11 protein-coding genes are annotated in these 14,072 nt (G+C 48.1%); all 11 read left to right on the forward strand.

Annotation, left to right across the window (positions count from 1 at the left end; all coding sequences use genetic code 11):
* The first annotated feature begins 96 nt into the window (after positions 1–96).
* The 11 genes from mraZ (at position 97) to BLV33_RS00855 (ending at position 13,990) form a co-directional block, all read left to right on the forward strand.
* The gene (mraZ, locus tag BLV33_RS00805; protein ID WP_090787054.1) at positions 97–534 is read left to right on the forward strand and encodes a division/cell wall cluster transcriptional repressor MraZ; all 438 of its coding nucleotides are present in this window, start codon (positions 97–99) and stop codon (positions 532–534) included.
* A 30-nt stretch (positions 535–564) separates the two neighbouring features.
* Positions 565–1,515: a 16S rRNA (cytosine(1402)-N(4))-methyltransferase RsmH gene (gene rsmH / locus BLV33_RS00810; protein WP_090787056.1), complete on the forward strand. Its 951-nt coding sequence runs from the start codon at positions 565–567 to the stop codon at positions 1,513–1,515.
* A 25-nt stretch (positions 1,516–1,540) separates the two neighbouring features.
* Complete coding sequence (gene ftsL, locus BLV33_RS00815; RefSeq protein WP_090787059.1) at positions 1,541–1,963, forward strand: cell division protein FtsL; 423 nt, start codon at positions 1,541–1,543, stop codon at positions 1,961–1,963.
* 18 nt (positions 1,964–1,981) lie between these two features.
* A complete protein-coding gene (locus BLV33_RS00820; RefSeq protein ID WP_090787062.1) occupies positions 1,982–4,276 on the forward strand; it encodes a penicillin-binding transpeptidase domain-containing protein in 2,295 nt (764 codons plus the stop codon).
* Between the two features lie 84 nt (positions 4,277–4,360).
* On the forward strand, positions 4,361–6,307 hold the full coding sequence (locus BLV33_RS00825) for a stage V sporulation protein D (protein ID WP_090787067.1): 1,947 nt from the start codon (positions 4,361–4,363) through the stop codon (positions 6,305–6,307).
* 81 nt (positions 6,308–6,388) lie between these two features.
* Complete coding sequence (locus BLV33_RS00830; protein WP_090787070.1) at positions 6,389–7,882, forward strand: UDP-N-acetylmuramoyl-L-alanyl-D-glutamate--2,6-diaminopimelate ligase; 1,494 nt, start codon at positions 6,389–6,391, stop codon at positions 7,880–7,882.
* Positions 7,879–9,285 (forward strand): UDP-N-acetylmuramoyl-tripeptide--D-alanyl-D-alanine ligase, encoded by a 1,407-nt coding sequence (murF, locus tag BLV33_RS00835; protein ID WP_090787073.1) that lies wholly within the window; start codon positions 7,879–7,881, stop codon positions 9,283–9,285. Before BLV33_RS00830 ends, murF begins: the two co-directional genes overlap by 4 nt.
* 140 nt (positions 9,286–9,425) lie before the next feature.
* Positions 9,426–10,361, forward strand: a complete 936-nt coding sequence (gene mraY / locus BLV33_RS00840; RefSeq protein ID WP_090798571.1) for a phospho-N-acetylmuramoyl-pentapeptide-transferase — start codon at positions 9,426–9,428, stop codon at positions 10,359–10,361.
* Between the two features lie 3 nt (positions 10,362–10,364).
* Positions 10,365–11,759: a UDP-N-acetylmuramoyl-L-alanine--D-glutamate ligase gene (gene murD / locus BLV33_RS00845; RefSeq protein ID WP_090787076.1), complete on the forward strand. Its 1,395-nt coding sequence runs from the start codon at positions 10,365–10,367 to the stop codon at positions 11,757–11,759.
* A 56-nt stretch (positions 11,760–11,815) separates the two neighbouring features.
* Entirely contained in the window at positions 11,816–12,913 is a 1,098-nt protein-coding gene (gene spoVE / locus BLV33_RS00850) for a stage V sporulation protein E (RefSeq protein ID WP_090787079.1), read from the forward strand.
* A gap of 6 nt (positions 12,914–12,919) precedes the next feature.
* On the forward strand, positions 12,920–13,990 hold the full coding sequence (locus BLV33_RS00855; RefSeq protein WP_090787082.1) for an undecaprenyldiphospho-muramoylpentapeptide beta-N-acetylglucosaminyltransferase: 1,071 nt from the start codon (positions 12,920–12,922) through the stop codon (positions 13,988–13,990).
* The last annotated feature ends 82 nt before the right edge of the window (positions 13,991–14,072 follow it).

The raw sequence follows: 14,072 nt of genomic DNA on the forward strand, positions 1-14,072 counted from the left end.
CTGCTAACTTTAGCAGGATTTCTTGTTGTTGCGGCGAATTTATATTAAAAATGGTGGAAAGTGGCACAAAGTGGAGGGAAAGGGGGGTGATGTGCTATGTTTATGGGTGAATATCAGCATAGCATAGACGAAAAGGGCCGAATGATTATTCCGGCCAAGTTTCGCGAATCCCTTGGAGACTCCTTTGTCGTTACCCGCGGTTTGGATCAATGCTTATTCGTCTATCCAAAGTCGGAATGGGCTGTGCTGGAGCAAAAGCTTAAAGCACTGCCTCTCATGAAGTCGGACGCTCGTGCGTTCACCCGTTTTTTCTTCTCCGGAGCTACTGAGTGCGAGCTGGATAAGCAGGGAAGAGCGAATATTCCCGGTACTCTGATCGATCATGCCAAGCTTGAGAAAGATTGTGTCGTGCTTGGCGTATCCAATCGGGTAGAGATTTGGAGCAAGCCAATATGGGAAGGCTATTTCCATGAATCGGAGCAATCCTTTAATGAAATAGCCGAGAAGCTCACTGACTTCAATTTTGACTTATAAAGCTGACTAACAAGCAGGAGGACAATCCAATTGTTTCATCACATCACGGTACTAAAGGAAGAAGCGGTTGAAGGCTTACATATACAACCTGGTGGCATTTATGTGGACTGCACCCTGGGCGGTGCCGGTCACAGCTCACTAATAGCCTCAAAGCTTGGTCCTGGCGGGCTTCTCATCGCGCTAGATCAGGATGAGACGGCTTTAGCTAACGCGGCCAAGGTACTGGCCCCTTATGAAGACCGTGTACACACGGTAAAAAGTAACTTTCGAGAGATTGAAGAGGTTTTGCAAGGGATTCCCCAAGCATTACGTGAAGGCAAACCGCAGGTCGACGGCATTTTGTTTGATCTGGGTGTCTCCTCGCCGCAGCTGGATGAAGCGGATCGCGGCTTCAGCTATAATCACGATGCCGAGCTCGATATGCGAATGGATCGTACAACTGAATTAACTGCGAAAGTCATTGTAAATGAGTGGACACCAGAGCGTATTGCGCGAATTTTGTTTGAATATGGCGAAGAAAAGTTTTCCAGACGTATCGCTTCAGTTATCGAAGCAGCACGAGCCAAACGTACCATTGAGACCACCGGCGAGCTGGTGGAGTTGATTAAGGAAGGCATACCCGCCGCAGCCAGAAGAACGGGTCCGCATCCTGCCAAACGCAGCTTTCAGGCGCTGCGCATTGCGGTAAATGATGAACTGGGCGCGTTTGAAGAAGCGCTTGAACAATCCATACGCTGTCTCGCTCCGGGCGGAAGGGTAGCTGTTATTACGTTCCATTCCCTCGAAGACAGAATTTGTAAGCAAACTTTTGCGAAATATGTTGAAAAATGCACATGCCCGCCGGATTTTCCAATCTGTGTTTGTCAAAAATCGGGAGTTTTAAAATTAGTAAACAGGAAACCGATCGTGCCAAGCCGCGAGGAATTGGAAACCAATCAAAGAGCCCGATCATCCAAACTGCGAATAGCAGAAAAATATTAAGATAAAAAGGGGAGGACTTTCATTCATGCCTGCATACATCCAAGGGAATCTGGCTGTCGATAAGAAGCCGACTCAAAAAGTAACGATCAAGGAAACCAAAAAAGTCGTTTATCGCAATAAATCATTGCCTGCTCAGGAGAAGATGCTCTATCTTTTTACTGTTGCTCTTTGCGTCATTGTTGCAGGTGTGATCATTTGGCGGTATTCGCAAATTTACCAAATGAATGCCGATATGCTGAAAATTAAGCATGATATTAGTCAAATTCAAGCGGAAAACAGTGCGCTGAAGCAAGAGGTGGAAAAGCTGCAAAGCCCGGAGCGTCTTGGTAAATTGGCGAAAGAATACGGATTTGTTCCTCAAGACGACAAGCAGGTTACTCAAGTACCAGCTGGTAAAGCGACTGCCAAGACAAGCGGCAGCAATAATAAAGTAGCATACACTCCATAAAACAGGCAGGTACGCAAAATGAACAAAAAAATAAGGGCTCGCTCTTTGTTGATCGGAGGGGTATTTACCCTTTTTTTTGTGTTGCTATTGGCAAAAGTATATGTTATTCAAGTGGTAGAAGCGTCGTTTCTGTTAGGACAAGCGGAGCAGGTCTGGCAAACGGATAAAATTTTAACTCCGGAACGCGGTTCCATCCTTGACCGCACGGACAAAGTTCTCGCCCTCGACTCGGCAGCTTACACTGTATCTTTGAATCCAAAGCTGCTTAATGAGAATCAAATTGTGCAAGAAGCGGTGCAAGGTTTGACTGCTATATTAGCAGGGCCGGATCAAGATAAGACTGCATTGGCAGCTAAAATTCTCGATAAGGCCACAAAGAAGAAAGACGATGGTAAATTCGCCGTTTCAGTGGAAATTCGCAATGAAGGCTGGAAAATTGATAAAGATAAAGCAGACCAGGTCAAAGCCCTCACAGCAGATTTGCAGAAAAAGCTCAATACCAAGCAAAACATCGGCATCTTTTTATTAGAAGATAAAAAACGTTTTTATCCAGGCGGTTCATTGGCTGCGCAGCTGCTTGGATATACCAATAAGGAAGGCGTGCCGACGCTGGGTCTGGAAGCAAAGCTGGATGATATTTTGAAAGGTGTTCCAGGCAAGCTGAACTATGAGACCGATGCAAGGGGAGTAGAGCTGCCGAACTCCAAGGTGGATTTTAAAGCAGCGGAGAATGGCAAGAATGTGCGCCTGACGATCGACAAAAACATTCAATTCTATATAGAAAATGCTCTCGCGAAGGTTAACGATAAGTTCCATCCGCAGAGCATGACAGCTATTGCTGTAGATCCGAAGACGATGGAAATCCTGGGGATGGCGAGTACGCCGACTTTTAACCCCAATCAATACTGGAACATTAACAGCACCAGCGATTTTATCAATCATTCGGTGGCATCTCAGTACGAGCCCGGATCCACGTTCAAGCTTGTAACTTTGGCTGGCACCGTAGAAGAGGGATTGTTCAATCCGAGTGAAAAGTATCAATCTGGTTCGATCAATGTTCCCGGAAGAACTCTCCATGACCATAATTACGTAGGGTGGGGGCAAATTGATTTTCTTGAAGGCTTGAAGCGTTCAAGCAACGTTGCCTTTGTTAAATTGGGATATGAGAAGCTGGGCAAACAAAAGCTGGAAAGCTATATCCATAAATTCGGTTTCGGTGAAAAAACGAATGTCGATCTACCCGGAGAGGTTCCGGGATTGGTGAGTCTGAAATATGAATCGGATTACGCCACAGCCACCTACGGGCAAGGAGGCGTAGTTGTAACTGCAATGCAGCAGACGGCGGCATATGGAGCTATCGCAAACGGCGGCAAGTTGATGTGGCCGCACGTCGTGGAAGATATTTTGGATCCTGCTACAGGAAAGGTCGTTCAGCATTTTGACCCGAAAGTAGTACGCCAGGTCGTTTCCGAAAGCACGGCCAAGAAAGTAACCGAGCTTCTGGAGCAGGTTGTGTCCGATCAAGAAATAGGCACCGGAAAAAATGCCTTTATCGATGGTTATCGGGTAGCCGGCAAAACGGGTACTGCGAATATCGTAGTGCCGGGGGAGAAAGTGTACTCTACCACTCAATGGGTCGTTTCCTTCATCGGGTATGCGCCTGCAGATGATCCCAAAATTCTGGTCAGCGTTATTGTTGACAGGCCGGATATTGGAGGCAACTATCATCGTGGCGGCGAGGTGGCTGCTCCGGCTTTTAAAGAAATCGTAACTCAGACACTGCAGTATATGGGAGTTGCATCGAGTAAACAACAAGCCAAAACAGTTTCAACCAGTTCTGTAAAAATAACAGTACCTGACTTTTCCAACCTGACTCTAAAAGCTGCCAAGGATACCGCTGCACAATTTAACCTCAACCTGGAAACACTCGGAAAAGGTGCAAATGTCATTGAACAATATCCAAAGGCAGGCTCTGAAATTGGGCAGACACAGAGGGTTTATGTTGCCATGCAGCAGCCCGACGCGCTGTCTCTGCCGGATTTCACAGGAAAATCGCTTCGTGATGCGATGGAAGTTTGCTCGTTCTTAAAAGTAAACTGCCAAGCGGCTGGAGAGGGTTATGTCAACAGTCAGAGCGTTACCGGTGATGGCACAAGCAAGGTTGTTATGCTGCAGCTCCGTCCATTAAGCGCTCCTGCGGATACAGCTCAGCAGCCTGTTCAGCAGCTTGATACTGCAGTAGCCACGGATAAAAAGAATTCCAATCTTGCAGCGAAACCGAAGGACCAAGCAACTGCGAAAAAAGCTCCCTAATGGGCAGCTTGTTCTATCCCCTGGTTGTCCCGAATAGTCATACAAATAAAGATACTGACTAATTGAGAAGGGGAGCGGGCAACCATGCGGGCTTCTAATGCTTTGCTGAGGCGAAGGCTATTTTTGGCGCTGATCATAGGCACTGTAATTTTTGCAGCATTGATTGTACGTCTGGGCTATGTTCAGCTGTGGAAAGGCTCGGAGCTTGCTCAAAGGGCCGAGGACAACTGGCGGAGAAATATTCCTTTTGCGCCTAAAAGGGGAGAAATTCTTGACCGTAACGGTGTACAATTGACTTACAATATAAGCACACCTTCTGTGATGGCTATACCTGCGCAAATCCAGGACGCGAAGAAGGTTTCGGCTCAGCTTGCAGGTGTACTGCAAACTACAGAAGACGTGATTTATAAACAAATCACCAAAAAATCATTGATCAACCGGATCCAACCGGCCGGGCGTAAAATCACGCAGGAGAAAGCGCAGGAAATCCGCCAGCTGCAAATACCCGGCATTGTCGTTGCGGAGGATAATCTTCGATATTATCCATTCGGCTCGCTGGCAGCGCATGTTTTGGGTTTTACTGGGATTGATAATCAGGGGCTTTCCGGAGTCGAAGCCAAATACGACAAAGAACTGACAGGCTTGCCCGGCAGCATTTCATTCATGGCGGATGCAGCAGGCAGGAGCTTGGCAGGAACCTCTGAGGAGTACATAAAACCAAGAGACGGACTCAGCCTGAAATTAACCATCGACAGTCATTTGCAGTCGGTAATGGAGCGAGAGCTCGATCAAGCGTTACTGCAGTATCAAGCGAAGAGTGTCAATGCGATCATGATGGATCCGAACAACGGCGAGATCCTTGCCATGGCTGGAAGGCCGAATTATGAGCCAAGCCATTTTAGAGATTATCCGGTGGAAACCTACAATCGAAATTTGCCTATTTGGATGACTTATGAGCCAGGCTCTACGTTTAAGATCATTACTTTGGCGGCAGCGATTGAAGAGAAAAAGATAGATTTGAATAATGAAAGGTTTTATGATCCCGGCTTTATTGAAGTGGCAGGAGCCCGGCTTCGTTGCTGGAAACGAGGCGGACACGGCAGCGAAACCTTTCTTGAGGTTGTCCAAAACTCCTGTAACCCCGGATTTGTGGTCATGGGGCAGCGGCTTGGAAAGGAAAAATTATTCGATTACATCTATAGATTCGGCTTCGGCAAAAAAACGGGAATTGACCTCGGCGGCGAAGAAAACGGCATCATGTTCAGGCCCGCTCAAATAGGTCCGGTTGAGCTTGCTACAACAGCCTTCGGGCAGGGTGTTTCCGTCACGCCCATTCAGCAGATAACAGCCGTTTCAGCAGCTATTAATGGGGGTAAGTTATTTAAGCCGCACATTGCGAAAGCTTGGGTACAGCCCGAAACGGGAGAAGTGATCGATACTGTCAAGCCTGAGCTCGTACGGAATGTTATTTCCGAAGCTACATCCCAAACCGTTCGGGAAACGCTGGAAAGTGTGGTTGCCAAAGGTACCGGGAGAAACGCTTTTATCGACGGTTTTCGTGTAGGCGGCAAGACAGGAACCGCTCAAAAAGTCATCAATGGCCGCTATTCAGCCGATGAGCATATTGTGTCCTTTGTTGGGTTTGCCCCTGCAGACAATCCCAAAATCGTCATCTACGCCGCAGTGGATGATCCGCAAGGGTTGCAATTTGGCGGCTTGATCGCTGCGCCGCTGGTGAAAAACATGATGGAGGATGCTCTCCGTTACATGAAGGTGGAACCAAGCAGTAAACAGATTGAGCGCGATTACCGATATGGAGAGATTCCCTTAGTGGAAGTACCGAACTTGGTCGGTGCCTCGGTCACGGATATTTATGAGGACATGAATGATAACTTCACGCTGGCCAAATCCGGCAATGGAAAGTATGTGCTTAGTCAGGCGCCTAAACCAGGTACGAAGATGAATCGCGGGTCGACCATTCGCATATTTTTAAATGATACACCGCCTGCCGAAAGCGGGGCTCCCAAATAAAATAAATTTTTGCTTTTCTATATGCATAAAATTGTCCATAATAGAATCATTGTGAAATTAATGCGAAAGGGGCAGATGTCCATGCAGTTACAAGAACTCGCATCCGTGCTTTTGATCAGCCGTATTCATGGAGATGCTGCTGTAAGCATTAAAGGCATTCAAACCGATTCGCGAAAAGTTAAGCAGGGGGATTTATTCATTTGTGTCCCTGGTCTTGTGACAGACGGCCATGCTTATGCGGACAAAGCCGTTGAGCTCGGAGCATCGGCGCTTGTGGTCGAGCATCAGCTTGATCTTTTCCTACCTGTTCCTCAATTAATTGTTAAAGATTCAAGGCATGCCATGACGGCTCTATCGAGCCATTTTTACGGATACGCCAGCAAAGAAATGAAAGTCATCGGGATTACCGGAACCAACGGGAAAACGACAACCACCTATCTGATTGAAAAAATATTAAGCGATCAGGGTTTAGTAACCGGATTGATGGGCACGATTCAAATGAAAATCGGATCTGCATATACCGAAATGGAACGTACCACCATGGAAGCGGCGGACATTCAGCGTTATTTCCGGGCCATGAGAGAGCAGGGAACGGATTACTGCATCATGGAGGTTTCCAGTCATGCACTGGAGCTTGGCCGTGTGAAGGGCATACATTTTCGCACAGGAATATTCACGAATTTAACGCAGGATCACCTGGATTATCATAAGACCATGGATAACTATAAGGCAGCTAAAGGACTCCTATTTTCAAGGCTGGGCAATGACTTTGCATCCGATCCGACTGAGCGCAGCTATGCTGTACTCAACGCAGATGATCCAGCATCGGAAACCTTCAGCAAGCTTACCTCGGCGGAGGTTATCACCTATGGGATTCATCGCGAATGCGATGTCCAGGCCTCCGATATTCGAATCACGGCAGATGGAACCGAATTTCGAGTAACTTCGTTTGCGGGTGATGCTCATTTTCGCATGAAACTGGTTGGCACCTTCAATGTTTACAATGCGCTCGGGGCAATTGCCTCAACTTTGGCGGAAGGAGTACCGCTTGAACAGATCAAGAATAGCTTGGAGGGAATAGCTGTTGTTGATGGACGCATGGAGGTTGTCAGCGAAGGACAAGACTTTCTCGTATTGGTCGATTATGCCCATACTCCGGATGGGCTGGAAAACGCACTGACGGCGATACGGGAATTTGCCCAAGGAAAAGTGTATACGGTCTTTGGCTGCGGAGGAGATCGTGATCGGACGAAACGCCCGCTTATGGGTAAAGTAACCGCTGCCTACAGTGATTATTTATTTGTCACTTCAGACAATCCGCGTACGGAGAATCCGGAATCCATCCTGCAGGACATTTTGCCGGGTCTTGAAGAGGTTGGTTATTCCCGCGATCAGTATGAACTCATCGTAGATCGCCGGGCAGCTATTCAAAAAGCAGTTGATCGGGCAGGCCCTGGAGATGTAGTATTAATAGCGGGAAAAGGTCACGAAACGTATCAGGATATCATGGGCGTCAAACATGATTTCGATGATCGTCTGGCGGCTAAAGCAGCGATAAGAGGTTCAAATCGATGATAGAGCGTACATTGGAGCAAGTCCAATCATTAATTAGTCCGCAGCTTGCAGGCGAAACTCAAAGCAGCGCTCAATCTCGCTATAATCAGATTCGAATTGCCGGTGTCTCCACAGACACCAGAACCATTCAGTCCAGTAATCTGTTTATACCTCTGGTCGGCGAACATTTTGACGGACACGACTATGCCTCTGATGCATATAATAGAGGTGCTGCTGCTGTACTTTGGCAGATCGATCATCCGAGCCCGCCAAAGGGCGTGCCGATTATTCTGGTACTAGACACATTATTGGCGCTCCAGCAGCTAGCTAAAGCCTACAGACAGGAGCTTCCTGTTAGAGTTATTGGCATCACTGGCAGTAATGGCAAGACGACCACCAAGGATTTGGTAGCTTCTGTACTATCGACAACGTATCACGTACACAAAACCAAAGGAAACCTGAATAATCACATTGGGCTTCCACTCACTCTTCTCCAGCTGGATGAAAACACGGAGTTTGCCGTGATCGAGATGGGAATGAGCAACAGGGGAGAAATCGCCCTTTTGTCAGAACTGGCAGAACCTGAAGCGGCAATCATTACGATGATTGGTGAAGCTCACTTGCTGCAGCTTGGGTCACGCAAAGAAATTGCCAGAGCCAAGGTGGAAATCCTGGAAGGTCTGCAGGTGGGCGGCACGTTAATTTACAATGGTGATGAGCCAATAATTGAAGAAGTGTTACTGGAGCTGCACAAGGCGGCTTCTTTCAAGCGTCTGCGGTTTGGCAAATCGGAAACGAATGATGTATACCCGACACAAGTGAAGCTTGATTCAGAGGGCACCCACTTCCAGGTGAACAAAACGGAGTATCCGGATTTCTATATACCCTTGCTGGGCTTTCATAATGTCATTAATGCGCTTGCGGCTATAGAAGCTGCAGCCTTATTCGACGTTAAACCCGAGCAGATTCAAAGCGGTCTGGCTGCATCGCAATTGACGAGCATGCGGATAGAAAAGCTGAAGGCCCCATTCGGGCTGACTGTTTTGAATGATGCCTACAATGCAAGTCCGGCTTCAATGAAGGCAGCCCTGGAGCTAACCGAGCAGCTAAGCGGTTATGGTCGCAGATTTGCCGTCCTGGGAGATATGCTCGAATTGGGCAGCGACGAAGAGCAATTCCACCGGGATATCGGCAAATTGCTGTCCCCAGGTGCGTTCGACACGGTCTTTACCTTCGGCCGGCTGGCAGCCTTCATCGCCGAGGAAGCTGCGCAAGCTTTTCCGCAAGGAAAAGTAAAAGCTTTCCAGGATAAACAGGAGCTCATTCAGCAGCTTCAAGCCCTAATCTCTAAAGATGACGTAGTCCTCATCAAAGGCTCCCGCGGCATGCGTTTGGAACAAGTCGCCAATGCTTTGCTGTCTTGATAGGCTTTGAGTTTAAGTTTTGATTTGGGTTTATGCGCACACTCCGAGTGGAAGGCTCAGTAATTGCTCGGAGAAACGGCAATTGAAATTTAACAAGGCAAGTAGGGGGAAAGAAAGTGGAAAACGCAATCTTATTTACAATGGCGGTTGCCTTCGTATTGGCGCTGATTATGGGACCGCTCCTCATTCCGATTTTGCGCCGCTTGAAATTCGGACAACAGATTCGCACCGACGGGCCTCAGGGGCATATGAAAAAGCAGGGAACACCAACCATGGGCGGTGTCATCATCCTGCTGGCTTTAGCGTTGGCATCCCTGCGTTTTGCCGATAAGAACACCGATTTGCTGATACTCCTCATCGCTTCATTGGGATACGGACTGGTTGGCTTTTTGGATGACTATATCAAGATTGTCTTTAAACGCTCACTTGGCCTCACAGCCAAGCAAAAGCTAGTAGGCCAATTATTGATTTCGGCCATTGTTTGCTTTTTGCTGATTCAGCAGGGACACAGAACGGATTTGTTCATTCCTTTTACAGATATTCATTTTAACCCGGGCTGGCTGTACTTTCCATTGATGGCTATCTTGATGCTGGGAGCATCCAATGCGGTGAATTTTACTGATGGGTTGGATGGTCTTTTGGCAGGTACGAGCGCGATCGCTTTTGGCGCCTATACGATTATCGCGATGAATCACACACAACCGGAAGCAGCCATTTTTTCCGCAGCCATGGTTGGAGCAGTACTGGGTTTCCTTGTTTTTAACGCGCACCCGGCCAAAGTTTTCATGGGAGACACCGGTTCACTCGGGATCGGAGGCGGTCTGGTAGCTGTAGCGATTCTGACTAAGGCAGAGCTGCTTCTTGCGATCATTGGCGGAGTGTTCCTGATCGAGATTTTGTCCGTGGTCATTCAGGTCGTTTCCTTTAAGACCAGAGGTAAGCGTGTGTTCAAAATGAGCCCGATCCATCACCATTTTGAGCTGGTGGGTTGGTCCGAGTGGCGCGTGGTCATAACCTTTTGGGCGACAGGCTTAGTGCTTGCTGCTTTGGGATTATACATGAATAGAGGTGTTTAGAGCATGATGCATCCACAGGAGTATAGCGGCAAAGAAGTCGTCATTCTGGGATTGGCCAGAAGCGGAGTCGCTGCTGCTAAGCTTTTCCATAAGATGGGGGCTGTGGTCACGGTCAATGATAAAAAAGAACAAAGCGCATGCCCTGAAGCCGACGAGTTGGAGGCTCTGGGTATTTCTGTTATATGCGGGTCTCATCCGGACTCTTTGATCCACGACGGCATATCGCTGGTTGTGAAAAATCCGGGCATCCCCTATTCGGTACAGCCTATACGCGATGCAGTGGAGCGAGGGATCGATGTGGTCACTGAGGTTGAGGTGGCTTACCGCATTTGCCAAGCTCCCATTATAGGCATTACGGGCTCCAACGGGAAGACCACGACAACCACGCTTATAGGGCTCATGCTGGAAGCAGGAGGGTTATCACCGATCGTAGCGGGTAATATCGGCAGAGCGCTGACGGAAGCCGCCCTGGATGCCACGGCAGCCGATTGGATGGTCGTCGAGCTCAGCAGCTTCCAGCTCAAAGGCACCCAAACGTTCAGGCCGCGAATTGCATGTCTGCTCAATGTTTACGAAACACATCTCGATTATCACGGCTCAATGGAGGATTATGAAGCTTCCAAAGCGAAGATCTTCCACAACCAGCTTCCGGAAGATACGGCTGTCATCAATTGGGATGATCCTGCATGCCGCAGTCTCATTCCGGAGATCAAGGCCAAGCTTCTGCCTTTTTCGATGAAAGAAGCTCTCCCGAATGGCGTGTATTTGGACGAGGCTGCCCAGTCCCTTATATACAGCGATGCCGAAGGAAGCAAAATCTCCATTCTGGCTGCCAATGAAATGGGCATGCCCGGCAGCTATAATATCGAAAATGCACTTGCTGCAGCCGCAGCGGCACTTACAGTCGGAGTCAAACCTGATGCCATTGCTGAAGTGCTTCGCAGCTTTCGAGGTGTTGAGCATAGACTGGAATTTGTCAGGGAGCTGAACGGCATCACCTTCTATAATAATTCCAAAGCAACGAATCCCGCTGCTGCCATCAAGTCAATGGAAGCGTTCGAGCAGAGGGTCGTGCTGATTGCAGGAGGGCTGGATCGCGGTTCGGACTACATGGAGCTTTTACCCATTTTTCGAGATAGGGTTAAAGCCATTATCACCTTGGGAGAAACCAGAGAGAAAATCAATCACGTAGCTCACCTGGCAGGGATTAGTTTGATCCAAACCGTCGATACTGCTAACAATGCTGCGGATGCTGTAGCCTTAGCCGTTCAGAAAGCGTGGTCTGTGAGTGAATCGGGAGATATTGTGCTGCTTTCACCGGCCTGCGCCAGCTGGGACATGTTTCCTTCCTATGAGGACAGGGGACGCATGTTTAAGGAGTCCGTGCATAACCTTTAGAGAGGGCTTATCCATTGTAAGGAATGCCCTGACACTGACATATTGAGGTGTTCCACATGGGTAAAGCACGGTCCGCTCCGGACATTTGGATCATTATTACCACCTTGCTGCTTTTGACAATCGGCGTCATTATGGTGTACAGTGCGAGTGCAGTGCTTGCTTTTCACGAATTCGGCGACTGGTATTATTATTTGAAGCGCCAGCTGCTATTTGCAGTACTCGGCGTTGTTGCCATGTTTTTTACGATGAATGTGGATTACTGGGTTTGGAAGAAATACGCCAAGGCAGGATTATTCATTTGCCTGGGGCTCTTGATCATCGTGTTGATTCCCGGTTTGGGCGTCGTCAGAGGCGGAGCGAGAAGCTGGCTGGGCATAGGTGCATTTGGCATTCAGCCCTCTGAATTTATGAAGATCGGGATGATCCTGTTTTTGGCCAAATGGCTGTCGGAGGATCAAGCGAAGATTACCCGTTTTGTAAAAGGATTCTTGCCCCCTTTGGCACTTATGGGACTTGCCTTCGGATTGATTATGCTGCAGCCGGACCTGGGTACGGGAGTCGTGCTGATTGGAGCTTCGCTGCTGATCATTTATACGGCTGGAGCGAGAATTCTCCATCTTTCCTATTTTGCCATGCTGGGTTTGGCCGGTTTTGCAGGCTTAATTATTCAAGCGCCTTATCGGCTGCTTAGGATTACATCTTTTCTGGATCCATGGCAGGATCCTCTGGGGGCTGGGTATCAAGCCATTCAATCTCTCTATGCAATCGGTCCCGGAGGTTTAGTCGGGCTGGGGCTAGGAATGAGCCGACAAAAGTACAGCTATTTGCCGGAACCGCAAACCGATTTTATTTTCTCCATCATTGCCGAGGAGCTTGGTTTCTTTGGAGGTGGATTAGTCCTGCTGCTCTTCTCGTTTCTTGTCTGGAGAGGCATGAGAACAGCCATAACAGCCCCGGATACGTTCGGAAGCCTGGCAGCGGTGGGCATTATCGGCATGGTTGCCGTACAAGTCATTATTAACATCGGGGTCGTGATCGGCATGTTCCCTGTTACCGGAATCACACTTCCTTTAATCAGCGCAGGAGGTTCCTCCTTGACTTTAATGCTGACTTCCATTGGCATTTTACTTAATATATCCCGTTATTCGAGGTGAACAGGAATGAAAACCATCGTCTTTACCGGAGGAGGCTCAGCCGGGCATGTCACACCAAATTTGGCCCTTATGGCACGGCTGCAGCAGCTTGGCTGGAACATCCACTACATAGGATCGGCGACCGGTATTGAAAAAGATATCATTCAGCAGGAGCGCATTCCTTTCCACTCCATTTCATCCGGTAAGCTAAGAAGATATTTTGATTTGAAAAATTTCAAGGATCCTTTTAAAGTGTTAAAAGGCGTGTACGATTCTTATCAGCTGCTGCGGAGTATTAAGCCTGCCATTGTTTTCTCCAAAGGCGGGTTTGTTTCTGTGCCTGTAGTGCTCAGCAGCCGCATGAGGCGCATTCCCTCGATTATACATGAATCGGATATTACACCGGGGCTGGCCAATAAGCTGTCGATTCCTTTTGCCACCAAGGTATGTATCACTTTTCCCGAGACGATGCCGCTGATCCAAGGCCGGAAGGCTGTGTTAACAGGCGTTCCTATCCGTGAGAAGCTGAAGCTTGGGAGCAGAATCAAAGGCCTGCAGTCATGTGGATTTCACAGCGAAAAGTCGGTCATTATGGTGATGGGCGGGAGCTTGGGATCACAAGTAATCAATAAAGCAGTACGAGATAGTTTGCAAGATTTGCTTTCCCGTTATCAAATCGTGCATATTTGCGGAAAAGGGAATGTCGTAGGAGAGTTATTAGCTGCAAAGGGCTATAAGCAATTCGAATATGTTTCCGATGAGCTGCCTGATCTTATAGCGATGGCAGATATTGTCGTTTCCAGAGCGGGTTCTACCTCGATTTATGAATTTCTGGCGCTGGGCAAGCCTATGCTGCTCATTCCGTTAACCAAACAAGCAAGCCGTGGAGATCAGCTTTTAAATGCGGAATCCTTTGAAAAGTCAGGCTATGCACAGGTGCTGTTTGAAGAAGCGCTGACCAAAGATTCCTTGATTTCCAATGTAGATTCTTTATATGATAGGCGTGAAAGATATAAAGCCGCGATGTCCGCCCAGAACGGGAACGATGCTGTCGAGGCCATAGTTCAATTAATTGAGACATACAGCTTGCCATCCTAAGAGAGACTGGAGTGAATAGGCGTTTGTCACACTCTATCCGCTTTTACATAAACTACACTATAACCGTGACACACACCTATGG

The sequence above is a fragment of the Paenibacillus sp. GP183 genome (assembly GCF_900104695.1).
Lineage (GTDB): Bacteria > Bacillota > Bacilli > Paenibacillales > NBRC-103111 > Paenibacillus_AI.

What these genes read in the sequence shown, in the direction of transcription:
- BLV33_RS00825 (WP_090787067.1), top strand. Translation starts at nt 4,361, where the DNA reads ATGCGGGCTTCTAATGCTTTGCTGAGGCGAAGGCTATTTTTGGCGCTG.
- spoVE (WP_090787079.1), top strand. Translation starts at nt 11,816, where the DNA reads ATGGGTAAAGCACGGTCCGCTCCGGACATTTGGATCATTATTACCACC.
- mraZ (WP_090787054.1), top strand. Translation starts at nt 97, where the DNA reads ATGTTTATGGGTGAATATCAGCATAGCATAGACGAAAAGGGCCGAATG.
- BLV33_RS00820 (WP_090787062.1), top strand. Translation starts at nt 1,982, where the DNA reads ATGAACAAAAAAATAAGGGCTCGCTCTTTGTTGATCGGAGGGGTATTT.
- BLV33_RS00830 (WP_090787070.1), top strand. Translation starts at nt 6,389, where the DNA reads ATGCAGTTACAAGAACTCGCATCCGTGCTTTTGATCAGCCGTATTCAT.
- ftsL (WP_090787059.1), top strand. Translation starts at nt 1,541, where the DNA reads ATGCCTGCATACATCCAAGGGAATCTGGCTGTCGATAAGAAGCCGACT.
- murD (WP_090787076.1), top strand. Translation starts at nt 10,365, where the DNA reads ATGATGCATCCACAGGAGTATAGCGGCAAAGAAGTCGTCATTCTGGGA.
- mraY (WP_090798571.1), top strand. Translation starts at nt 9,426, where the DNA reads ATGGCGGTTGCCTTCGTATTGGCGCTGATTATGGGACCGCTCCTCATT.
- BLV33_RS00855 (WP_090787082.1), top strand. Translation starts at nt 12,920, where the DNA reads ATGAAAACCATCGTCTTTACCGGAGGAGGCTCAGCCGGGCATGTCACA.
- murF (WP_090787073.1), top strand. Translation starts at nt 7,879, where the DNA reads ATGATAGAGCGTACATTGGAGCAAGTCCAATCATTAATTAGTCCGCAG.